Origin of the sequence: Cellvibrio sp. ARAG 10.3, assembly GCF_051846955.1 — a bacterium.
Classification (GTDB): domain Bacteria; phylum Pseudomonadota; class Gammaproteobacteria; order Pseudomonadales; family Cellvibrionaceae; genus Cellvibrio.
In genome coordinates this window covers 239,731-261,880 of sequence record NZ_JBPYCU010000004.1, presented here as the reverse complement: position 1 = coordinate 261,880, position 22,150 = coordinate 239,731, and the positions used below count along the sequence as shown (strand labels likewise).

Here is a 22,150-nt window from a genome sequence, read left to right as displayed (position 1 = left end):
GCCTGGCAATATTTAGAAGTAATAACGGGATTGAATGTGTTTAACCACGCCCTCGGCCTTCATCGCGGCAATGGCTGCGTTGACTTGCGGCATGATGTCCAGGTTAGGTGAGTTTTTGGAACATTGAAACAAAAGCGGTATCTCGGTTAACGGGAAAGGCTCGCCCAGTTGATCGGCCACACCTTCCTGCTCGGCCAGGTAGAGCAGTGTTGGGATGGCTCCCACAATACCATCCAGTCGACCCCGCGCGATCTTGCGCAAGCCGATCAAATAATCCGTGTCATATTCTTTATAGATTTTGGTGTCTTCATCGAAGCGCGGCGTCATGGTTGCGCCGCGTATTACCGATAGTCTGAGTGCCTGGATGTCCTCATAAACGGTTATTTCCGTCCCCTTGCGTGGGATCACACCCATCGGATGATAGGATATAACATCTCCCTTCACCACCAGCGTATCGGGCCGTGGAACCAGAATGGTGCAGTCGTGAGAGCCAGTTTCAAGTTCACGATCCACCCGGGCAAAAGGTGTAATCGTGATATCGATCTTACGGTTGATGCGTTGCGCAATTTCGTTGACCAATTCTATGAATGCACCCTCCATCTCTCCCGCCTCGTTAACAGAGGCCCAGGGTGCGACATCTATGGTAATAAAAGACAGCTTGTTCGCAGGCGCCGCTGTACTGGTCAGTGCCATGAGCGCTAGCAAGAGTCCGACGAGATGTTGATGGAATTTTTTTATGAGCCTTGGCATTGCAGTACCTTCACAATGAGTTCGATTAACCAAGCATAGTCCCGGAAACGGTGCTTTGCCTTCTCTCCAAGTGTTTTGATTGACAGCATCCTGCCATGTGAGGACGGACATTATCGGAGCGTCCTGATTTACGTCTGGCACATAAACCCCTTCTTGTTTTTTTGCTGTTTATTTTTCCGCTTTGCCAAATGTTCCTAGTCTTCACCCATACAAGTCAGTATAAATCTAATGAGTGCCCTTGTGCGAATCTTGATCAGCTTGATGCACGCAAAAGGCACTCAGGACAAATTTTCAGGATGAAAATTAACGCAGTAATCATACAAACGATCAGGTGATCGTAAATTTTCTAATTAACTCTATTGAGGTGTTTTATGCACAATCGAATCTTACTTGTTGTTGGTGACAAATTTGCAAATTATGTAAAAGGCAAAGACGCGGTAACCTTATCGCAATTGCGGGGCTTGCTGAGTTTGTCCATACCTTTACCGAATCAGGGTGTAACACTTTTGGTTCCAGGGCAAGGGCTGGGTGATGACAGTGTTGCCGAGTTACTGAAAGAGGCTGCTGCATCGCCGAATCTTGCCTTCTTTGATTTCAGCTTATGGCATAACCTGCCGAAGCGTGCCGGGCGTGCACTCAGTCACAAACACCATTCAGCCAATACCCTGATTTCTGAGCCGCGCCAGTTATCGGCAGATCTTTTTGAGATGCACATGATGATCGATGAGAATTGTGAGTTAATGAACGATCATCAAAGTGGCCAGCACGTACAAGGAATGATCCTGATTGAGGCTGCGCGGCAAGCGATCGTTGCGGTAACCGAGGCTTACCTGCTGCCGAAAAACGGAATCGAGTATGCCTTTGTGTTAAATAACCTTTCTGTGAGCTACAGCCATTACACCTTTCCAGTCGGTGCGGTATTGCGCTGCAACATGATAGAAAAGTCCGTCGACAATCCAAAGCGTTTAAGCTTCGAAGCGGAAATTCTGGTGGAGCAATGTGGGCAGGCGGTATCCAAATTCATGTTATCAATCGGTGCAATGGAAAAGGTACGCATCAGCAAAGGCGAAAACATGCAGGCGTTAAAGACGCAGTCAAATTATCTCGCTTATGTGGCTGCCAACATGCAAGAGTTTGACGAGCCGGTTAAACATGTTGAAAACCTGTGATGACGCTTATCATTCCACTCAAACGGAGATTTCTCTATGAATGCTGCACTGAAAAACAAGCCTGATGGTGTCGGTTATGCTTTTTTCGATGTCGACGATACATTGATTTCGGTTAAAAGCATGTTGAGTTTTCAGGACTTTTGGTACGAGCGATTTAATGAGCATCAAGCAAGAGAGCTTTACTACAAGGATCTGCGTCAACACATGCATGAGAGTGCATCCTGGGAAGTATTGAACCGGCTGTATTATCAGCATTTTGCCGGTCGCCGGGTGGCGGACGTTGAACAATGCGGTGAAGCCTGGTTTGCACACATGGAAGAGAAGCATCCTGATTTGTTCCATAAGGTTCCCTTGGCGGAATTGAAACGTCATCAGGATGAAGGTCGAGAGGTGGTATTTGTGTCAGGCTCCTTCCCGGCGATCCTTAAACCGGTAGCCCGGGTGACGAAGGTCAGGCACATTCTCTCTACCTTAATGGAAGTAGAAAACGAATGTTACACGGGGCGTATTCTCACTCCCCAGACGATTGGCGCGGGCAAGGCGGAAGCAATAAGAATATTCCTGGCGTCGGTGAATGGTGTGGCGGAACATTGCTATGCTTACGGCGATGATATTTCAGATTTACCTATGTTACAGAGCGTCGGAAAACCAACTGTCGTGAGAGGCGGAAGAGGTTTGGAACAGCGGGCGCAGGAACTTGGATGGCGAATCATATCGCCAGTATAACGGTCAACAGAATTCTATAAATTATCTAATGGGCTGCATCTCCATTGCTAAAACTCCTGCTCCGGCAGGAGTTTTTTAATGCAGAGGCGTTTCGCTCGGCGCTTCCCAGGGCTTATTGATTTTTTCACGCAAATCCTTAAAGGGCCCGGGATAACTGAAAAAATACCCCTGTGCGTGGTCACACCCTTGTTTTTGCAGCAACTGCCGTTGTTGGTCGTTCTCAATACCTTCCGCAACAATCTCCATATCCAGGCCGTGTGCCATGGTAATTATTGTATCTACCAGCCGGTGGGTATTGGGATCTTCACAAATCTGGCTGACGAAGCCCCGGTCGATCTTCAGTGTTTTGAAAGGGAATTTCTGTAGATAGGCCAGTGATGAATAACCTGTGCCGAAGTCATCGATCGACAGCCTCACGCCCAGGTCACAAAGCGCAGTGATATTAATCTGGGTTTGGGGATCATTTTGCATAATGACCCGTTCGGTGACTTCCAGCTCCAGTTGTGTGGGCGACAGGTTATTGATGAACAACTGATGGGCAACAAAATTGGCATAGTCCGGGATTTGCAGCTGCTTGGGCGACACGTTCAGAGACAAACGCAGCGGACGCTTTGACTCATGCGCCAGTTTGGCCGCGTCGACACAGGCAGTGGCCATTACCCACTTATCAATCTCCTGGATAATACCGATGTCCTCCGCCATGGGGATAAAGTTCACCGGCATCAGCAAGCTGCCATCAGGCTGGCGCCAGCGCACCAGGGCCTCAAAGCCAACCATCATATTGGTGTTGATGTCATAGATGGGCTGGTAGTGCAATTCCAGCTCTTCCAGCGCGATAGCCTGGCGCAGCCGCACTTCAAGTTCAAGCCGTTGCATCAACTGGGTATTGATGTCTTCAGTAAAGAAATGGTACCGATTGCGCCCCAATTCCTTTGCCTTGTACATGGCCAGGTCAGCGTTACGCTGGATCAGGTTAGCGCTACGCCCATCTTTGGGGGAGAGAGCAACACCAATACTGGCGGTGACGAAATATTCCTTGCCCCCGATAAAAAACGGCTGCGCAAATGCAGCGATAATTTTTTCCGCGACCTTTTCGGCTTCTTTGGGTGTGCTGATGTCGGGTAGGATAATAATGAACTCATCGCCCCCCATACGGGCAAGGATGTCACCGTTGCGGATACAGCCGCTGAGGCGGCCAGCAGACTCTTTCAGCACGTCATCGCCGCAGCTGTGGCCGAGGCTGTCGTTAACATTCTTGAACCGGTCGAGATCGATGCACATCATCGCCGTCTGGCGGTGATTGCGCGCTGAACTCTCCAGGGCCACATTCAGGTGCTCCAGCATCAATACCCGATTGGCCAGGCCGGTCAGGTCGTCATAGTGGGCCTGACGCAGCAGCCGTTCTTCGTAACTGCGCCGTACCGTAATGTCTTCTTTAATGATGACAAAGTGTGTCAGATCGCCGGTGTCATTGCGCAGGGGCGATAGGCTGACAAATTCCCAAAACACCTGGCCATCGCGCCGGATACTGCAAAACTCACCACGCCACTCCTGGGCATTGCTGATGCTGTGACGCATGGCTGCCATGGCATCGGCGCTGGTCTGGTTCAATAAGGTGAAACCAAGATCACGGCCAATCGCTTCATTGGAGGCGTAGCCGGTAATTTGTTCATATTTGGGATTAACGTATTCGATCTTGCCTTCAGGATTGGTAATTAACACAGAGACCGGGCTTTGCTGAACTGCGCTGGATAATATGCGCACCCGTTCTTCGGCGAGGCGTCGCTGGCGACGTACCTCCGCTTCCCGAATCTCCCGCTCGATGGCTGGCACCAGTCGGGCGAGAGCTTCTTTATTCATAAAGTCATGGGCGCCTTGTTTGAGCAGGCTGACGGTATCTTCTGCGTCGACAGCGCCGGAGGTAATAATGAAGGGGATATCCTGGCCGCTTTCCTTGAGCGTCTGCAAGGCGGCCTCGGCACTGAAGCGAGGCATACTGTAGTCGCACAAAATGACGTCCCACTCCGCTTTGGTCAGGGCGTCCAGCATGGAATGGCGTGTTTCAACGCGTTCGGTATAAGGAATAAACCCGCCACGAGCGAGTTCAGCGGTGGTTAACTCCGCATCCGCTTCGGAGTCTTCGATGAATAATACATTAAGCGACTTGCCCATTAATCCTATCCACTTGTTCTGCAAACTTGCTCTTCAATTCTTATTTGCTAACTGAGTCCCGGTATCTCTGGGTACGCCTGCGCGACCTCTGCCTCACCGCACAGGCGGCACATCAAGCAACTAATCACTGTGAACGGAGATGAATGTATCCTTATAAAGCCGCTTCACTTTACGGTGGCGGCATTTAAAAATCCAGCATTTAACTGAAAAAACTCTTGAAAATGATGGACTTATTTACGCCCTTCCACGGCAAGACATAGGCTGCCGATAGTTATTTTCGGGATGTGGCCTGTACGTATTTCTACTTTTATGTACCAGCATACGACGGGCTTTTCTATCGAGCATGGCAGCAGATGTTTTCTTATGCCGCTTTTTGCGACTCAACAAGAAATTTTGGCGCAATAATCATTATTATCTATTTCCCACCAGAAACTTGCCGGTAAGTTGTCATGCTGATCGCAGATAATTTTGGTAAGTAGATTTCATTGTAGGTTCTTAGGCATTGAAAAAAGAATCAACGATGTGTAAAAAGGCGGTGGCATTTTGTATGTCATTATTTCGCAATAAATTTTTAATGCGGAGTTAACCAAATTGTAACCTAGTGGTTGAGTGCTTAAGAAGCTCACGGCGCCATCGGTATTGCTTGCTATACGTTGCAATCAGATTGCGCTTCTCGGTCCAACTCCAAGGATCAGAACATTCCAAAAATAATGTCAGGGGACATTCCATGAAAAAAGCATTATTACCTGCTGCTATTGCAGTATTTCTTCCGTTGAGTGCTATGGCTGATGTAACTGTCTACGGCAAGGCGAATGTATCGCTGCAAAACGCAGACGAGGGTGGTGATTCAAAGATCGAATTGGTCAGCAATGCCTCACGCATTGGTATTAAAGGCGATGAAGTAATTTCTGACGGCCTTAAAGTGATTTATCAATTTGAATACCAGACCGAAATGGATGACGGTATTGGTGGCAACGGCCAAACGTTCGGTCAGCGCAATATCTTCATCGGTTTGCAAGGCAAGGCCGGTACCATTATGGGCGGACACTTCGATACACCCTTAAAAGCCGCCCAGGAAAAAGTAGACCTGTTTAACGATCTTGAAGGCGATCTTGCAAACATTTTCAATGGTGAAACGCGAGCCAGCAATATTGTTCAGTACGTTACCCCCGGTTCCTTCGGTCCGTTCACCGCGACTGTGGCGTATATCACTAAAGAAAATGATGATGTTGATGATGGTATCTCTGCGTCGCTGGGTTACAACACATCCAATGTATACCTCGGGGTAGCTATGGATCAGGACGTGCAGGCCGAAGGTATTGATATTGTCCGCGCAATCGGCCGCGTTAATCTTGGTCCGGTGCAGTTGGGTGCAATGTTCGAGAGCACCGACATTGATGGTGTGGACGACAGCGATGGTTTCCTGGTATCAGCATTGTGGAATTTGAATGACGCTTGGGCACTTAAGGCTCAGTATGGCGAGTCTGATTTTAAATTAGCACCTACTGCGTTGGATGCCGAAAGTGTCAGTGTGGGTATCGATTATAAGTTATCCAAAAATGCGGTTATCTACGGTTACTACACCGCGATTGAAAATGAAGGCATAACGGCTGTTGATGGAGGCGGTAACTCTTTCATAGCTAACCTGCGCGACGACGATTACCTCGGTATCGGATTGGATCTGAAATTCTAGTCTTGATGTTGCAGTCATCGTCATAACGTAAAAAGGGTGCCTTGGCACCCTTTTTACTAGGTAAAAAATAATCGGGAATTCTGATGAAACAGTTATTTTTGGTATTGTTGTGTATCGGCTGTGCACACATCGCTAATGCTGAGGAATGCGAGCTGGCTGTGGATGTGGCGGACTCAATGAATGTCAATGCGTCCAATGAGTGTGAAGATACAGAATCCGGATTGAATGGTGTGGTGCGCGGTTGGTTCAAGCGCGATGAGGCATCATCGTCATCAACATCCAGTGTGCAAGCGACCACGGACCGGCCTCGCGGCTCGGCAAAGATGTCGCCGCCAGTTAAGGATGCAGAGTCCCTCGCGAAGGCGCGCTATCAACTCTTGTCAGTTATCGGTCAGGAGTGTGTGCAAGGATTTCGGGTTACTGATGAGCTGTTTCTGCCCGTCGAGAATGCGCTGACCATCAGATTGCGTTACGAGTGCCTTTAAGATTTCTCACAATCTGTAGTGCTTCAGGGCACTGCCGTTTATTTTTTTTAATAACCCTTTAAACATCGCTTGTTACTTTGGCCATAATGTATGGCGCTGTTGTCGTCATCAAGAGCTTTCGGTAAAGTGGCAGCCTGCCTCAGGGCACCATCTTGATGGCATTGATGGTTCAATGGCATTGATTTGAGAATGGATTTAAACATTGACGTAAGAGTTGCCGTAGGAAAAGGAACCATCGACAAGCCTCACACTCTCTGTCCTCGATGTTGATTTCCAGCCCTAGTACTCAATTTCAGATGAGACCCCAACTGTGAGAAAAATTAACGATCTTCTCCGCAAATCTATCGTGGTTACCGGTTTGTTGGCGTCGGTAAGTTTAAGCCTACCCGGCTACGCCCAGGATGAGGCTGATCCCTGGCAAGGTTTTAATCGTGCCATGTTCGCCTTTAATGATGTGACTGATCGGTATCTTTTCAGGCCATTGGCAAAGGGTTATGTATTTATTACCCCGGGCTTTGTTCGGAAAGGCGTGGATAATGTGATTGATAACGTTATGGAGGTCCCTAACGTCCTGAACGACGTGTTACAAGGTAAAGGCAAGCAAGCAGCTAACGATACCGGTCGTTTCCTGGTAAACAGCACCGTGGGTTTGGCCGGATTGTTCGACGTGGCCCAGCATATGGGAATGGAAGCTAATGAAGGTGAAGATTTTGGGCAGACGCTCGCCGTTTGGGGGGTCAAGCAGGGGCCATATATTGTATTGCCGTTGTTTGGTCCGAGCACATTGCGCGATGGTATTGCCATGCCAGTGAATGTCTACTCTGATCCCCGCACTTATATCGATCATGTGCCGACCCGCAATACCGTATCGGGTGTGTCCCTGCTAAACACCCGTGCCAATTTGCTTGATCTGGAGCGGCATATCACAGGGGATCGCTACACATTTATCCGGGATGCCTACCTGCAAAGACGCCAGTTTCTGATTAACGACGGAGAAGTAGAAGACGATTTCGGGCTGGAAGATGATTTTGGTGATGCGGAAGATTTTGGCTATTAGATCGAGTCTCTCCAAAAAGCATCTTTCGAGCAAATCGAGTCCTCCTAAAACACAGAAGCCCTCATTTGAGGACTTCTATAATTTCCAGGCCTAACTCATGGGTTCCGCTCTCATTGGGTATGGAACGTACTATACGGGCCTTGGCTTTAAGAGTGGGGTTGTGTCCATGATCTGATGAGACTTCCACATCCAGTGTTGTACCGACAGGAAGACTTTCACCCGTTTCGACCCGCATGCCGCCGCCGCTGAGATCCAGGCAATTCCCCTCAAACACCCGTTGATCTGCCGAAAGCGTTGCCGTCAGCGGAGCGCTGATTTTCATCCGGATGAAATCTCTTTTCTCGCTATAGGCTTTATCGGACAAGCTCATGGTGCATTTCCTCGTTATCTTCATGATAAAAAGTCGCCATGCGGGCGGGCGACTGTGATAGACAGCAGGAACAGACAATAAAAGTATCAGCGGGTAATGAGAGTCTAGCACAGGGACCCCGTGCTCAAGTTGGGTTCCCAATGCTCAAGATAGGATTAAGGTACGTCAAAAATGGTGATTTGAACAGCTTGCTTAAGGCCAGATAAGAGAGTAGTGTTATGCGCCTTGCAGCGTTTATAACATGATTCCACAGGTGTCTGACAGGGCTAGGGATGACAGACAGAAGTAGAAAACTGCTCATCATCGACGACGATACCCTTGTTCGTCAGAGTATCGCAACATACCTTGAAGATAGCGGCTTTGAGGTTACACAAGTTGCCGATGGCAGCTCCGGTATCCGCGCTATTGATGAAAGCCTTCCTGACCTGGTCATTACTGACCTGCGTATGCCCGACCTCGACGGTCTGCAAGTCCTGCAGCAACTTCATGAGCAGCTTCCCGACTTACCTGTCATTGTCATCTCCGGAGCCGGGGTAATAAGTGACGTGGTGACCGCGTTGCGTCTGGGGGCTCGCGATTATCTCATCAAGCCTATTATGGACATGGAGATGCTGGTGCACTCCGTGCGTAAGGCGCTTGATCATAGTGACCTGATACGGCAAAACCAGCGTTACCGGGACAAGCTTGAGCAGGCCAATCGCGGTTTGCGGGAGCATTTGCGTATTTTGGAGCGTGACCAATTGGCCGGGCGTCAGGTGCAGCGCCGGCTGATGCCTACCCGGCTGCATACGCACGATGGTTATGACGTCGGGCACTATATTGCCCCCTCGTTATATCTCAGTGGCGACTTCGTAGATTATGCCCATATCAAAAAACGCTATTTGGCGTTCTACCTTGCCGATGTATCGGGCCACGGGGCTTCGTCGGCGTTTGTCACGATATGGCTCAAGCATATTGTCAGCCGCATGGTGCGAGAAGAAGGGCTCTTTGGCGATGAGGATTCTTTTGAGCGTGGCACTGATGCCATGCTGCAAATCATCAATCGCGAATTGAATGAAACGCGATTGAATCATCACCTCACTTTCTTTGTCGGAGTAATAGATACCCTGACAGGAGAGATGCGTTATGTGGTGGCGGGGCATTTACCAATGCCGATACTGGTGACCGCTGAAGGTGCGAAGTTTCTGGAAGGCTTTGGTAAGCCGGTGGGTATCTTCAAAAACGTGACATGGCAAATTTATACGCTACAGTTACCAGAGGAGTTCTCATTAATTTGTTTCTCCGATGGGGTGTTGGAAATATTGCCGCAAAAAGAATTGCTGGATAAAGAAGCCCATCTACTGACTTTAATCGCGCAGCGGGGGCAAAGCCTTGAGTCTGTATGCGATGCATTAGCGATAAAAGAAATTGGGGAGACTCCCGATGATATCGCTATATTGACGATTACCAGAGGTAAATAAACATGCGACCCGGGCAGATTCTGGTTGCCGATCATGAAGGCGTCTACGTGATCAAGATGGTAGGCGATGTCCGTTTAACCTTGTGTATTTCGTTTGATCAATTCATTGATTCCATGTTCAGCGCCGACAATTTTTCTGCCGTGTTATTTGACCTGTCAGAAGCTGAAGCCATTGATAGCACCACACTCGGTTTAATGGCCAAGATTTCTCTACAAGGCCAGGACCGGCATAATATTATTCCCGTCATACTTTCCACAAATCCAAGTATTAACCGTATTTTGCAAACCATGGGTTTCCAGGATATTTTTACCATTGTGAGCGAATTGAAGACCCCGGTCAGTCCCGCACGCGAATTGACGGCTGATGTAAATGATGAGCTTCAGGTGAAGGAAAAAGTATTGGAAGCCCATAAAATTTTGATGGGTTTGAACAAGGAAAACAGCGCAACCTTTCGCAATCTGGTAAAAATGTTGGAATGCAACTGACTGCCAGCGATTATTTACCTATGTCTGCTCGGACGATACTCTTCGCGCGAATAAATTCTGAATGGCTGATATGAATAAGATCGGCTACTTTACGAATTACATACTCTTCATATTTATCGAGTTGATTGTCCGCATAGGCAATTTCCCACATGCCTTTGATTAACTCAAACTTCTCCGCGTTGGAGCATTCGTTGTTGATGAGCTGCGTAAATTGATAAAACGAGGTTGCTTCGGCTGCTTCAGCCTTGGCAAGCTCGGCCAACTCAACCAATTGTTCGTGGGGCAGGGAGAATTTGCGTTCCAGCAAGCGGATCAATGCATCAAGTTCGACACTGTCCATCACATGGTCGGCAGTGGCGACTTCAATTAGCAGTGCAGCCACCGCCAATTGTTTTTGCGCGAAGGAGAGTGAAGGGGAAGAGCCACCTGCAGTTTGCAGGTGGCTTTCGAAGAAGCTTGCGAGTTTACTGAGCACGAGATTTCAGCAGGTTTTCCAGGTTGATCTGGTCTTTAACGAAATTACGAATGCCGTCGGCCAACTTATCTGTAGCCATCGGATCATCGTTCATGCCAAAACGGAAGCTCGCTTCAGTGTCGTGTACCTTGGCGATAGGCTCGCCTACATTCTCCGGTGACAGGACGCGTTTTAATTCGCCGGTATCTTTGTCCAGTTCCTGCAGCAGTTGTGGGCTTATGGTTAAGCGGTCACAGCCGGCAAGCGCTTCGATTTCACCGGTATTACGGAAACTTGCACCCATGACTACCGTTTTATAACCATGTTGCTTGTAGTAGTTATAAATACGGCGGACCGAAATTACACCTGGGTCTTCTTCCGGGGTGTACTCTTTTTTATCAGTGTTGGTTTTGTACCAATCAAGAATTCGTCCGACAAACGGTGAAATCAGAAACACACCTGCATCGGCACAAGCAGAAGCCTGATTGAAGCCAAAGAGCAATGTGAGGTTACAGTTGATGCCTTCTTTTTCAAGGATTTCGGCGGCGCGAATACCTTCCCAGGTTGATGCCAGTTTGATCAATACGCGTGATTTATCAATCCCACCTTGCTGATACAAGTCGATCAGATGACGCGCTTTGTCGATACTGGCTTTGGTATCGAAGGATAAGCGCGCATCGACTTCGGTGGATATACGACCGGGAACCAGTTTCAGGATTTCGCTACCGATGGCTACGGCTAGATGATCACTGGCTGCACTGATTTGCTCTGCGCTACCACTGACACCTTTCGCCGCAGCCAGGGAGCTTTGCAGTAAGTCCTGGTACTGTGGCATTTGGGCCGCTTTATAAAGCAATGAAGGGTTTGTGGTTGCATCTACAGGCTTATATAAACGAATGGCCTCTATATCGCCGGTATCGGCAACTACATCGGTCATCTTTTTCAGTTGTTCAAGTTTGGTAGTCACTGTTGTAGTCCTGTCAGGGTCGAAGCTGTTGGTATGTTTTAATATAAGCCGATATTGTAATACTTTATGGGCTGCGGCTGAAAGTTGCCGGCTGGTATATTCTCAGGTAATCCCATCATTGGGGTGCGCACCCGTGAAATCAACTGCCATCTATAGCGGCTAAGGCTTGATATAAGACATTGATGCCGGCCTTGGGTTTATGGGCTTGTTCGCTGATGGTCCGGCGAAATCGTCGGGCACCCGGCATACCTTGAAAAAGCCCCAGGATATGTCTGGTCATGTAATTCAGACGAATCCCTTTAGCCATTTGTTCCTCGCAGTAAGCAATAAAGCCTTCCATAACCATTTCGCGAGAGGGTGTAGCCCAAGAAGCCCCGTAGATACGTTGATCCACGTCCGCCAGCAGGTAGGGATTGCTGTAGATTTCTCGTCCGAGCATCACGCCATCAACACCGGTCAACAAGGTTTCGCACTGCTCCAGCGTCGTAATACCGCCGTTGATGATAATTTCCAGCGCAGGGAATTCATGTTTCAGGTTCAGAACCTTGTCATATTGCAGGGGGGGGATTTCCCGATTTTCCTTGGGGCTGAGACCCTTCAGCCAGGCTTTGCGTGCATGGACAATAAATGTCTTGCAGCCAGCATCGGCCAACTTACTGACGAATCGCTGCAAGTCTGCGTAGTCATCCATGTCGTCAATACCGATACGATGCTTAACGGTCACTGGAATCTTTACCGCTTTTTGCATCGCTGCCACGCAATCGGCTACCAGCTCCGGCTCCGCCATCAGGCAAGCACCAATCATATTATTCTGCACCCGGTCACTCGGGCATCCGCAGTTCAGGTTAACTTCATCGTAACCCCAATCTTCAGCCATGCGCGCACATTCTGCGAGCGCGCGCGAGTCGCTGCCGCCGAGCTGCAAGGCCAGGGGATGTTCTTGTGAGTGGTAAGCCAGGAAGCGTTCCCGGTCTCCATTAAGAAGCGCACCGGTGGTAACCATCTCGGTGTACAACATCGCTTTTTTGCTCAGCAGGCGCCAAAAATAGCGGCAATGGGTATCGGACCATTCCATCATGGGAGCTGCACAAAAGCGGCGGTCAGGTAAATGGGTGGAAGTCACAGACATACGTAGTAGCGTGGATATAAAAAAGAGGGCAGATTCTATCATGGGGGCTGGTGATTTCCTCCGGCGAGATCGCAAATCACATCATTTTGATGGTGTACAATGCGGCGCTTGTGGTTCGCTTGATGCAGGCCTCGCGAGGTGGGATGTATTCAGGTGAGGTAGGTAACGCAGCCGTGCTGCAGCAATGTAAGGAAAAGTTATGATCAGAACACCTGTTATCCTGGCCGGTATGGCTTCACTCTTCGCTCCGTTCGTTATGGCCCAAGATAGTGAAAATAAGCCTTGGACGGTTTCGACAGAATTGGGCGTGATTGCGACATCAGGTAATACAGAGACCACCAGCGTACAAGGCAAAATTGATGCTAAGCAGCGTCTCACGCGTTGGCATAATCACTATATTTTCAGTGCGTTGTTTAAAGAAGATCAGGTGACCCAGGATGATGGCACCAAGACAACTGAAAAAACGGCCGAGAAATATTTCGGGTCCATCAAAAGCGCCTATCAGTTAGAAAACGAACATTCCAATTTCTTCGTATTCGGTTCGCACGCTGAAGACAAATTTGGTTCCTATGAGCAATACAGCACCGTCGCCATCGGTTATGGAACTCGTTTATATAATGGCGAAACCATGCAGTTGGACGCGGAGATTGGTCCAGGTTATTTTCGCGGCGAGCGCGTGTTGGAAGACGAGAGCATCCAGACAGAAACCGGTATGATTTTGCGTGGTGCCGCCAGCTTCGCCTGGCAAATCAGTCCCTCGGCGGAATTCAAGCAAACCCTGAGCGTTGAATCCGGGGAAGACAATACCCGCACTGTGGCGGAGTCTTCCTTGAGTACGCGTATCAATGATGCGATGCAAATGAAGGTCGGTTTTAACGTTGCGAACGACTCGGATGTCGCACCGGGTAAGGAAAAAACTGACACCATGACCTATGTAAATCTTGTATACAATTTTTAACGCTGAGGGAAGCTCATGGCCTTAACCCATATTGATGAACACGGTAAAGCCAGTATGGTGGATGTCTCCGACAAGCCTATGACTTGTCGCGAGGCGCGGGCCTTTGCGCGTATCTCCATGCAGACGGAGACTCTTAAGCACATTGTTAATAACTCCCTGAAAAAAGGTGACGTTCTGGCGGTTGCTCGCATAGCCGGTATTCAGGCGGCAAAAAAGTGTGCGGACTTGATACCGCTTTGCCATCCACTTGCCTTAACAAAGGTTGGTATTGAATTTGAAGTTGACGAGGCATTGAGCTGTGTGGATATCCTGAGCTATTGCAAGTTAACTGGCCAAACCGGTGTTGAAATGGAGGCGCTCACAGCCGCCAGCGTAGCCGCACTGACGATCTACGATATGTGCAAGGCCGTTGATATGGATATGGTGATAGAACAGATTTACTTGTTGGAAAAAAGTGGTGGGCGACGCGGACACTATCAGCGTGAATCGACGATGGGTAAATCATCATGATCAAAGTCCTTTTCTTTGCGAAGTTGCGCGAGCAGTTGGGATGCGAAGGGATTGAGATAGATGCTCGTGAAGTAAGCACGGTAGCGGAGTTGCGTCGTCAACTGATTGAACAACATCCACGTTGGGCTGCGTCACTTGCCGACAAGAATTTGCTTGTTGCGGTCAATCAGACAATGGCGAAAGCTGAACAGCCTGTCGGTGTTAATGACGAAGTGGCCTTTTTCCCTCCCGTTACTGGAGGGTGACATGATTTCAGTACAATCCGTCGATTTTGATGTTGCTGCTGAATATGCCTCTTTGATCGACAATGATGTTGATGCTGGAGCGGTGGTTCTGTTTGTGGGAAGAGTGCGGGAGCTAAATTTATCGCGTCATGTCACCGGATTATTGCTGGAGCATTATCCGGGTATGACCGAAAAAGCATTGGAAGACATACTGGAGGAAGCCAGGTCGCGCTGGCAACTGCTTCGTTGCCGTATCATCCATCGCATCGGCCCTTTAACGTTAGGGGACCAGATTGTCCTGGTTGGTGTCACCAGCCCGCACCGGGAACAAGCTTTTACCGCGGCGGAATTCCTGATGGATTATTTGAAAACGCGAGCACCGTTTTGGAAAAAGGAAATGACTGAGGCGGGGGATCATTGGGTTGATGCACAGGAGAAGGACGTTGCATCGGCACAACGTTGGCAGCAGAAAACATAAAGGGCGCATCACGCGCCCTTTATGTTTATCACTATTTATAAATGTCCCGGTTCTGTTTTGGGAGAGGTTTTATATAAACCGGCGTACTTCACGCCAAAAAACAGAATAAACACATAACAAATAGCCGGTAACAAAAAGGATAACTGCAGGCCGAACATATCAGCCAGTGCGCCTTGCATCAGCGGAACTAATGCACCGCCGACGATGGCCATGCACAAAATACCTGATCCCTGACCAGTAAATTTACCCAATTTATGCAATGCCATGCTGAAGATCGTCGGGAACATTATCGAGTTAAATAATCCAACCGCAATAAGTGCCCACATCGCGAGACGACCTTCTGCGAAGGTCGCAGTAAGCACTAGCAGGATTGAGCAGATTGCATTAAAAGCCAGGGTTTTACCGGGGCTGATATAACGCATTACCGCAAAACCGATAAAGCGTCCGATCATCGCTCCGCCCCAGTAATAACTGACGAAGTGCGCCGCTTCGGCCTCACGCAAGTTCGCGATATTTTTTTCACCGATAAAGTTGATCAGAAAACTGCCGATGCTGACTTCTGCACCGACATAAACAAAAATACCGATAGCGCCCAACAACAGGTGGGTGTGTGATAACGCAGACGGTTTATTGGATGCTATATCACCTTTAAGATCGTCTTCGTCTTTATGATGAATCTTGGGTAATTTGGCGAACGCAAAAAATACCGCCAGAAGCAGTAGCGCAGAGGCCAGGATCAGATAAGGAACTTGTACGGACGCTGCTTCTTTGGCTCGATAAGCTTCTTGTTCAGCGGTAGAAAGCAATTGCAATTCGGACGCTGTGAGCACTGCTGTCGATAAGATTAGGAGTCCCCCGAGGTAAGGAGCGATCGTGGTTCCCAGAGAGTTGAATGCCTGGGTTAGCGTCAGTCGGCTGGATGCTGTTTGGGCTGGGCCCAAGACCGTCACGTAGGGGTTTGCGGCTACCTGAAGTACGGTAATGCCTGAGGCCAGGACAAATAAAGCAAGCAAGAACACGGCATATCCGGTGACGGAGGCGGGATAAAACATCGCACAGCCGATGGCGGCAATGATTAATCCGGTTACAGCTCCCCGTTGATAACCGATTTTTTTTATGAGGTAACCCGCAGGCAAAGAAACCACAAAGTAAGCTCCGAAGAAACAGAACTGCACCAGCATGGCTTGCACATAATTAAGGGTATAAACCGCTTTTAAGTGAGGGATCAATACGTCGTTAAGACAGGTAAGAAAACCCCACATAAAAAACAGGATAGTGATGATAACAAGTGGAACAGTATGGTCTGCGTTGTCGATGCTGTCGTGATGTTGGTGCGAGCCCTGCGGAATGCTGGCCATATTTCACCTCTTATAATTGGTTTGATTTATGTTTAAAAACCTGAACCGGTTCTTAAATTTTTATTACCGAACTGGAGTGGAGCGCGCTGCCGATATCCAGGTGCGCGGTACTATAATGCAAGCTGACAGCGCTGTCACATGTTTTGTAACTTATTGTTTTAAAAGTAAAAATTTAGAAGGGGATGAGTGTTTTTTTGATGTGTTCAAATAGTCAAAAATACCTTTGCTGGGTTGCAGTCTGTGAGTGAATCGGGGATATTGCAACCGCAGAGAAGAAAAATTTCACCAATAACAATGATGGGGTTGGCAAGCAATGGCTAAAGCAACGATTGACGATGTGGCGGAATTGGCCGGTGTCTCTATCAAGACCGTATCGCGCGTGGTAAATAAGGAGCCGAACGTGCGCCCCGAGACCAGAGACAAAGTGCTAGCGGCAATCGCTGAGCTTGATTACCGTCCTAATCTGTCTGCTCGTAGTCTCGCCGGCAACCGCTCTTATGTGTTGGGGTTATTGTATGGCAATCCCAGTGCTAATTACGTTATCGATATCCAGGAAGGTGTGTTATCCATCTGCAGACCTCAGGGATATGATTTGCTGATCCATCCCTGCAATCACCGCGACGAAAATCTCACCAAAGAAATTATCGACATGATCCATCAAAAACGTATTGATGGATTAATTCTTACCCCACCGCTTTCCGATAATCTGAGCGTGGTAAATGCATTAAAAAATATCAACATCCCCTTTGTGCGTGTTGCGCCGACGCGCAATAAAGATGCCAGCCCCTACGTTGAGACCAATGATGAAGAAGCCTCTTACGATATGACCTGTCAACTCATTGCGATGGGTCATAAACGAATCGGGTTTATTTGCGGTCACCCTGACCACCTTGCAGTCTCGCACCGTTATGAAGGTTATAAAGCGGCGTTGATCGAAAATAATATTCCCTTGAGTGAAGATCTGGTGGAGCAGGGCTTCAATTCATTTGAATCCGGCGAGGCCTGCGCGCGAAATTTGTTGGAAAGAAAGCCCCGGCCCACGGCGATCTTTGCGGCAAATGACGATATGGCTGCAGGGGTGATCATGGTGGCCCATCAAGGCGGAATTAAAATTCCGGATGAATTATCCGTGGCGGGGTTTGATGATACGCCGGTCGCTCATCAGTTGTGGCCGTCGCTCTCCACGATTCGTCAGCCGATTCAGCAGATGGCAAAGAAGGCGACAGATTTATTGCTAAAGCAATTGCGTGGTAAAGACGTGCAGCTTCCGGCAAGTATGTTGAGCTCCAGCTTGATCATGCGTGACTCCACTGGGCCGGCGCCAAAAAAGAAATCAGTGATCGGGTCTAATTAGCAGGCAATAAAAATGCGCCCGAAGGCGCATTTATTTCATCGTATTGCTGGCTTCTATTTCTTCGCCAGGAGTCTTACTCACCACGCATCGTTAAGGCAGTATTGATGAGCCAGGCAGCCGATCCCACCAATGCAGCAGTATCGTTGATAATCATATTGACGGAGATGTCACTCACATAACCGCTCATTGGCCCTTTATGTTTAAAGCGGCTGACAAAATCGGTCTGGGGAATAAAGCTGGCGATCTTTGGAATAATTCCGCCGCCCAGGTACACACCACCTTTCGCCCCCAGAGATAAGGCTTTATCTCCAGCAACACTGCCCAGAATATTGCAAAACGTGACCAGAGCCTCCCGGCATGTCGGGTCTTCGTCGGCCAATCCCTTGGTGCTGACCTCAGCCGGCGTAAAATCCTGGGCTGGTGTACCGTTGATATGAGAAAGTGCGCGATAAATTGAAACCAGGCCACGGCCCGACAGAATATCTTCAATAGATACATGGTCATCGGTCTGTGCCAGGAATGCACGAATGGCCATTTCTTTATCGGTGGTGGGAGCAAAACTACAATGGCCGCCCTCGGTTGGGAGAATCTTCCAGCCACGTTGTGTCTGGGTATGGTCAGGCACCAGAGCAGCCATGCCGAAACCGGTTCCGGGGCCAAGCACAACAATAGCTGAATCCTGACTGGATTTTGCGGTATAGAGGGGTTTGATATCCTGCGCCGGCAAGAAGGGTGTGGCATAAGCAAGGGCTGCGAAGTCGTTAATCACGTCGAGCGCTTTCATGCCCATCTCTTTGCGCAGGTCTTCGATGGAAAACTTCCAGTTCAGATTGGTCATCTGGGCCCAGCCTTTTTCAATGGGGCCCGCAATAGCCAGGCAGGCGTAGGGCGGCAGTGATGCCCCAACTTGGCTGCAGTAGGCTTTGATCATTGTGGCAATGTCAGGATAGTCGGCACATTTCAGGGTCTTTTGTTGCTGGGCCCCGTAATTCTGTTGTCCTGCATTCGTACTTAATTCAACCAAGCCGAACCGCGCATTGGTGCCGCCGATGTCTGCTACCAGTAACTGACTCATGCTTCTCCTCAATTTTATATATCAATACTGTCGTTATATCGCATTGCAACCCGAAGCGAGGCGCATGACGTAGCTATGTGAGCTATGCTGATTCTGTGCCAAAAGCGATGCGGAAAGATATTCGCAAGAGTAACGACACCGGAACCAGCATTCAAGGCCGGCGCAGTGTAGTTATCATTGACAGCGCTGTCAATAAGTAGTAGCTTCCCGGGCGACCGGGCGTTAATAGTAGTAAAAACGACGATAAGTCAGCTTATTTACCTGTTCTCCGCGCTAAAATCGTCGAACATTAATTATTCATAGATGAAAAGATGTCATAAAAGGTTAAAGTTGGTGCGCTTCGTTATGTGCAACTGCTACCTTTTATACAGGGATCGTTGATGAGCTTGCCCTGCGTACCTTCTTTTAACGAGGTTTGTCACGTCCCTCGTTTTTATTAAGTAAATAAATCTCTAACCCCGGCTATAGATGTACGTTTTTAACAGGTTGATAACTATGAAAAATAAAATGCTTCATCGCTTTCTGTTTGCAGGAGCGATTTCGGCAGTATTGCTCGGCTTCCTTTCTGGCTGCGACAACAACACCAACAACACAACAAACGAAACACCTTCTGCTTCTTCGGCAACGGCCGCATCGGCTGCTTCTGAGAAAGTTGAATGGCCCGCTATTACCAGTGCGGTCAAAAAAGACCCGGCGCTGGAAAAAAAGATTGATGAACTCATGGCGCGTATGACGCTGGAAGAGAAGATTGGCCAATTGGTACAACCGGAGATCAAGCAGGTCACGCCGGAAGATATTAAAAAGTATCACGTTGGTTCTGTCCTTAATGGTGGTGGGACCACGCCGGGGAACAACAAATACGCAAAACTTGATGACTGGGTTGCTTTGGCAGACAGCTTATATCACGCCTCAGTTGATAAAAATGACGGTCGTGTAGGTATCCCGATCATGTGGGGCACCGATGCTGTACATGGTTTGGGTAATGTTATTGGTGCCACCTTGTTTCCCCATAACATTGGTTTGGGGGCCACCCATAATCCAGAGTTGATCAAGCAGGTTGGTGAAGTTACCGCCCGCGAAATTGCGGCCACCGGTCTGGATTGGAATTTCTCCCCCACTGTTGCCGTGGCGCGTGATGATCGTTGGGGTCGCGCATACGAAGCTTACTCAGAAGATCCGGAGATTGTTCGCGCCTATGCCGGCGAGATGGTTGAAGGCTTGCAAGGTATTGGTGGTTCTGATGAGTTTTTAACCGAGCGTCATGTCATTGCCACGGCCAAGCATTTCATCGGCGATGGCGGCACATTAAATGGTGTGGATCGCGGAGCAACCCAAGGCGATGAGAAGCATCTGCGCGATATTCACGGTGCCGGTTATTTCAGCGCATTGGAGGCAGGTGTACAGGTGGTGATGGCCTCTTTCACCAGTTGGCAAGATACCCGCATGCACGGCCATAAATATTTATTGACCGATGTTTTAAAAGGACAAATGGGCTTTGATGGCCTGGTGGTAGGCGACTGGAGCGGCCACGGCTTTATTCCCGGTTGTACGGCATTGAACTGCCCCGAATCGATTAACGCCGGTCTTGATATTTATATGGTCCCGGAACCGGAATGGAAAGAGTTGTACAACAACTTGTTGGAGCAAGCCAAAACAGGCGTGATCCCGATGGCGCGGGTTGATGATGCCGTCCGCCGAATTCTCCGGGTAAAAATGCGTGCCGGTTTATTTGACCGTGGTGCTCCGTCTACTCGCGAACTGGCGGGTAAGGAAAATGTTCTCGGTGCTCCGGAGCACCGCGCAGTAGCACGACAAGCAGTGCGTGAATCGCTGGTGATGCTGAAAAATAAAAATGGCCTCTTACCCTTGGCGCGTAAACAAAAAGTTCTGGTAGCCGGTGATGGCGCGGACAATATTGGTAAGCAGGCTGGTGGTTGGTCCATTTCGTGGCAGGGTACGGGTAACGTGAATTCCGACTTCCCCGGCGCGACCTCGATTTTTGCCGGCATCAGCGAAGTGGTAACCTCAGCGGGCGGCACAGCCTCATTAAGTGTTGACGGTTCTTTCGGTGAAAAACCTGATGTGGCTATTGTGGTGTTTGGTGAAGATCCCTACGCAGAAATGCAAGGTGATGTGGGTAACCTTGCCTATAAACCGCGAGATGCCAGCGATCTGGAGCTGTTGAAAAAACTGCGCAGCCAAGGTATTCCAGTTGTGTCCCTGTTCATCTCCGGGCGCCCGCTGTGGGTCAACAAAGAGCTGAATGCATCCGATGCATTTGTGGCTATCTGGCAACCGGGTACTGAAGGTGCCGGTATTGCCGATGTTATCTTCAAAAATGCCGCAGGCGATATTAATCACGACATGAAAGGGCGCCTGACATTCTCCTGGCCCAAGCGTCCGGATCAGGGGCCGCTCAATCGTGGCGATGAAAATTACGATCCATTGTTTCCCTATGGCTTCGGTTTGAGTTACGCAGACAAAGACACGCTGGGCGATAATTTACCGGAAGAGGGCGTGCAACTTGCTGAAGCACTGGACGTTCTGGAAATCTTTAATCGTCGTCCGCTTGATCCCTGGTCGCTTGAAATTATTGGCAATCAGAACGATCGCATCACTATGACCAGTAACACAATAAAGGCATCTTCATTGATGATCGAAGCGGTTGACCGCAATGAACAACAGGATGCGCGTCGGGTGGTGTGGAATGGCAGCGGTAGCGGCCAGGTCGCGCTATCCACAGAAAATCGCCAGGATTTTATCAATTACCTGAAATCCAATTCTGCGCTGGTGTTCGATATCAAGGTCGATGCGGCGCCTACCGATGTTACATATCTGCGTTTGGGTTGCGGTTCTTACTGCGCTTCCGATATTGACTTCACTGCACGTCTCAAAGCATTTGAAGGCGAGGGATGGCAAACCGTGACTGTCGGTCTGGCCTGTTTCCCTCAATCCGGTGCCAACTTTGGCGTTGCTCAACCACCCAGTGAATTTTTCACACAGGTATTACAGCCTTTCTCACTGGTTACCTCAGGCTCGCTGGATATCACCTTTGCGAACATCCGCGTTGTGAAGGGTGCTGCGGAAGGCGAGGCGGGTAAATGTAACTAGTATTTCTAGCCTCGTGCTAGCGAGGCAAAAAAGCCATGCAGAATTTCTGTGTGGCTTTTTTTATGCGAGGTGTTTTTACACGAGATCAGGCAAATCCGTGTGTTTTCACAATAACGTCGCATTGGCAGTATCAGGAGCTTGTTGTAAGGAGACGGCTAACAACGA

At 49.0% G+C, this 22,150-nt stretch carries 21 protein-coding genes; 13 read left to right on the top strand and 8 right to left on the bottom strand.

Going from position 1 to position 22,150, the window contains the following annotated elements; genetic code table 11:
* Positions 1-12: 12 nt before the first annotated feature.
* On the bottom strand, positions 13-750 hold the full coding sequence (locus ACSV5M_RS07535; RefSeq protein ID WP_439175105.1) for a substrate-binding periplasmic protein: 738 nt from the start codon (positions 748-750) through the stop codon (positions 13-15).
* 371 nt (positions 751-1,121) lie between these two features.
* On the opposite strand from ACSV5M_RS07535, the gene ACSV5M_RS07530 reads away from it, so the two are divergent.
* Positions 1,122-1,919, top strand: a complete 798-nt coding sequence (locus ACSV5M_RS07530; RefSeq protein WP_439175102.1) for an AfsA-related hotdog domain-containing protein — start codon at positions 1,122-1,124, stop codon at positions 1,917-1,919.
* Between the two features lie 36 nt (positions 1,920-1,955).
* Positions 1,956-2,645, top strand: a complete 690-nt coding sequence (locus ACSV5M_RS07525; protein ID WP_439175099.1) for an HAD family hydrolase — start codon at positions 1,956-1,958, stop codon at positions 2,643-2,645.
* Positions 2,646-2,720: 75 nt separating this feature from the next.
* On the opposite strand, the gene ACSV5M_RS07520 is transcribed toward ACSV5M_RS07525, so the two are convergent.
* Positions 2,721-4,817, bottom strand: coding sequence for an EAL domain-containing response regulator (locus ACSV5M_RS07520; RefSeq protein WP_439175096.1), 2,097 nt, complete (start codon positions 4,815-4,817; stop codon positions 2,721-2,723).
* A 727-nt stretch (positions 4,818-5,544) separates the two neighbouring features.
* Between ACSV5M_RS07520 and ACSV5M_RS07515 the strand changes: the two genes are divergently transcribed.
* From ACSV5M_RS07515 to ACSV5M_RS07505, 3 genes are all read left to right on the top strand, one after another.
* Positions 5,545-6,510: a porin gene (locus ACSV5M_RS07515; protein ID WP_439175095.1), complete on the top strand. Its 966-nt coding sequence runs from the start codon at positions 5,545-5,547 to the stop codon at positions 6,508-6,510.
* 83 nt (positions 6,511-6,593) lie between these two features.
* A complete protein-coding gene (locus ACSV5M_RS07510; RefSeq protein WP_439175093.1) occupies positions 6,594-6,995 on the top strand; it encodes a hypothetical protein in 402 nt (133 codons plus the stop codon).
* 310 nt (positions 6,996-7,305) lie between these two features.
* Positions 7,306-8,052, top strand: coding sequence for an MlaA family lipoprotein (locus ACSV5M_RS07505; protein ID WP_439175091.1), 747 nt, complete (start codon positions 7,306-7,308; stop codon positions 8,050-8,052).
* 61 nt (positions 8,053-8,113) lie between these two features.
* Here the strand turns inward: ACSV5M_RS07505 and ACSV5M_RS07500 are convergent, their stop codons facing one another.
* Positions 8,114-8,422 carry a PilZ domain-containing protein gene (locus ACSV5M_RS07500; protein ID WP_439175089.1) on the bottom strand — a complete coding sequence of 103 codons (309 nt, stop codon included), beginning with the start codon at positions 8,420-8,422 and terminating at the stop codon, positions 8,114-8,116.
* A gap of 272 nt (positions 8,423-8,694) precedes the next feature.
* Between ACSV5M_RS07500 and ACSV5M_RS07495 the strand changes: the two genes are divergently transcribed.
* Positions 8,695-9,882 carry a SpoIIE family protein phosphatase gene (locus tag ACSV5M_RS07495; protein WP_439175086.1) on the top strand — a complete coding sequence of 396 codons (1,188 nt, stop codon included), beginning with the start codon at positions 8,695-8,697 and terminating at the stop codon, positions 9,880-9,882.
* Positions 9,883-9,884: 2 nt separating this feature from the next.
* Positions 9,885-10,367: an STAS domain-containing protein gene (locus tag ACSV5M_RS07490; RefSeq protein ID WP_439175083.1), complete on the top strand. Its 483-nt coding sequence runs from the start codon at positions 9,885-9,887 to the stop codon at positions 10,365-10,367.
* A 10-nt stretch (positions 10,368-10,377) separates the two neighbouring features.
* Here the strand turns inward: ACSV5M_RS07490 and ACSV5M_RS07485 are convergent, their stop codons facing one another.
* The 3 genes from ACSV5M_RS07485 to dusA all read right to left on the bottom strand — a co-directional run bounded on the left by ACSV5M_RS07485 (position 10,378) and on the right by dusA (position 12,917).
* Positions 10,378-10,842, bottom strand: a complete 465-nt coding sequence (locus ACSV5M_RS07485; RefSeq protein ID WP_439175080.1) for a TerB family tellurite resistance protein — start codon at positions 10,840-10,842, stop codon at positions 10,378-10,380.
* Positions 10,832-11,788: a transaldolase gene (gene tal / locus ACSV5M_RS07480; RefSeq protein ID WP_439175078.1), complete on the bottom strand. Its 957-nt coding sequence runs from the start codon at positions 11,786-11,788 to the stop codon at positions 10,832-10,834. The genes ACSV5M_RS07485 and tal overlap by 11 nt, the downstream gene beginning before the upstream one ends.
* A gap of 139 nt (positions 11,789-11,927) precedes the next feature.
* The gene (gene dusA, locus ACSV5M_RS07475) at positions 11,928-12,917 is read right to left on the bottom strand and encodes a tRNA dihydrouridine(20/20a) synthase DusA (protein ID WP_439175076.1); all 990 of its coding nucleotides are present in this window, start codon (positions 12,915-12,917) and stop codon (positions 11,928-11,930) included.
* 199 nt (positions 12,918-13,116) lie between these two features.
* On the opposite strand from dusA, the gene ACSV5M_RS07470 reads away from it, so the two are divergent.
* From ACSV5M_RS07470 to moaE, 4 genes are read left to right on the top strand one after another with little or no spacing between them, the layout of a single operon-like run.
* Positions 13,117-13,875, top strand: a complete 759-nt coding sequence (locus tag ACSV5M_RS07470; RefSeq protein WP_439175074.1) for a DUF481 domain-containing protein — start codon at positions 13,117-13,119, stop codon at positions 13,873-13,875.
* 15 nt (positions 13,876-13,890) lie between these two features.
* Complete coding sequence (gene moaC / locus ACSV5M_RS07465) at positions 13,891-14,385, top strand: cyclic pyranopterin monophosphate synthase MoaC (protein WP_439175073.1); 495 nt, start codon at positions 13,891-13,893, stop codon at positions 14,383-14,385.
* Entirely contained in the window at positions 14,382-14,630 is a 249-nt protein-coding gene (gene moaD / locus ACSV5M_RS07460; RefSeq protein WP_439175072.1) for a molybdopterin synthase sulfur carrier subunit, read from the top strand. Before moaC ends, moaD begins: the two co-directional genes overlap by 4 nt.
* A 1-nt stretch (position 14,631) precedes the next feature.
* A complete protein-coding gene (gene moaE / locus ACSV5M_RS07455; RefSeq protein ID WP_439175070.1) occupies positions 14,632-15,087 on the top strand; it encodes a molybdopterin synthase catalytic subunit MoaE in 456 nt (151 codons plus the stop codon).
* 35 nt (positions 15,088-15,122) lie between these two features.
* On the opposite strand, the gene fucP is transcribed toward moaE, so the two are convergent.
* A complete protein-coding gene (gene fucP, locus ACSV5M_RS07450; protein WP_439175069.1) occupies positions 15,123-16,445 on the bottom strand; it encodes an L-fucose:H+ symporter permease in 1,323 nt (440 codons plus the stop codon).
* Positions 16,446-16,758: 313 nt separating this feature from the next.
* Here fucP and ACSV5M_RS07445 point away from each other — a divergent pair, with 313 nt between their 5' ends.
* Positions 16,759-17,799, top strand: a complete 1,041-nt coding sequence (locus tag ACSV5M_RS07445) for a LacI family DNA-binding transcriptional regulator (RefSeq protein WP_439175067.1) — start codon at positions 16,759-16,761, stop codon at positions 17,797-17,799.
* A gap of 73 nt (positions 17,800-17,872) precedes the next feature.
* Here the strand turns inward: ACSV5M_RS07445 and glk are convergent, their stop codons facing one another.
* Positions 17,873-18,874: a glucokinase gene (glk, locus tag ACSV5M_RS07440; RefSeq protein ID WP_439175066.1), complete on the bottom strand. Its 1,002-nt coding sequence runs from the start codon at positions 18,872-18,874 to the stop codon at positions 17,873-17,875.
* A gap of 495 nt (positions 18,875-19,369) precedes the next feature.
* Between glk and ACSV5M_RS07435 the strand changes: the two genes are divergently transcribed.
* Complete coding sequence (locus ACSV5M_RS07435; protein ID WP_439175064.1) at positions 19,370-21,985, top strand: glycoside hydrolase family 3 protein; 2,616 nt, start codon at positions 19,370-19,372, stop codon at positions 21,983-21,985.
* Positions 21,986-22,150: the final 165 nt, after the last annotated feature.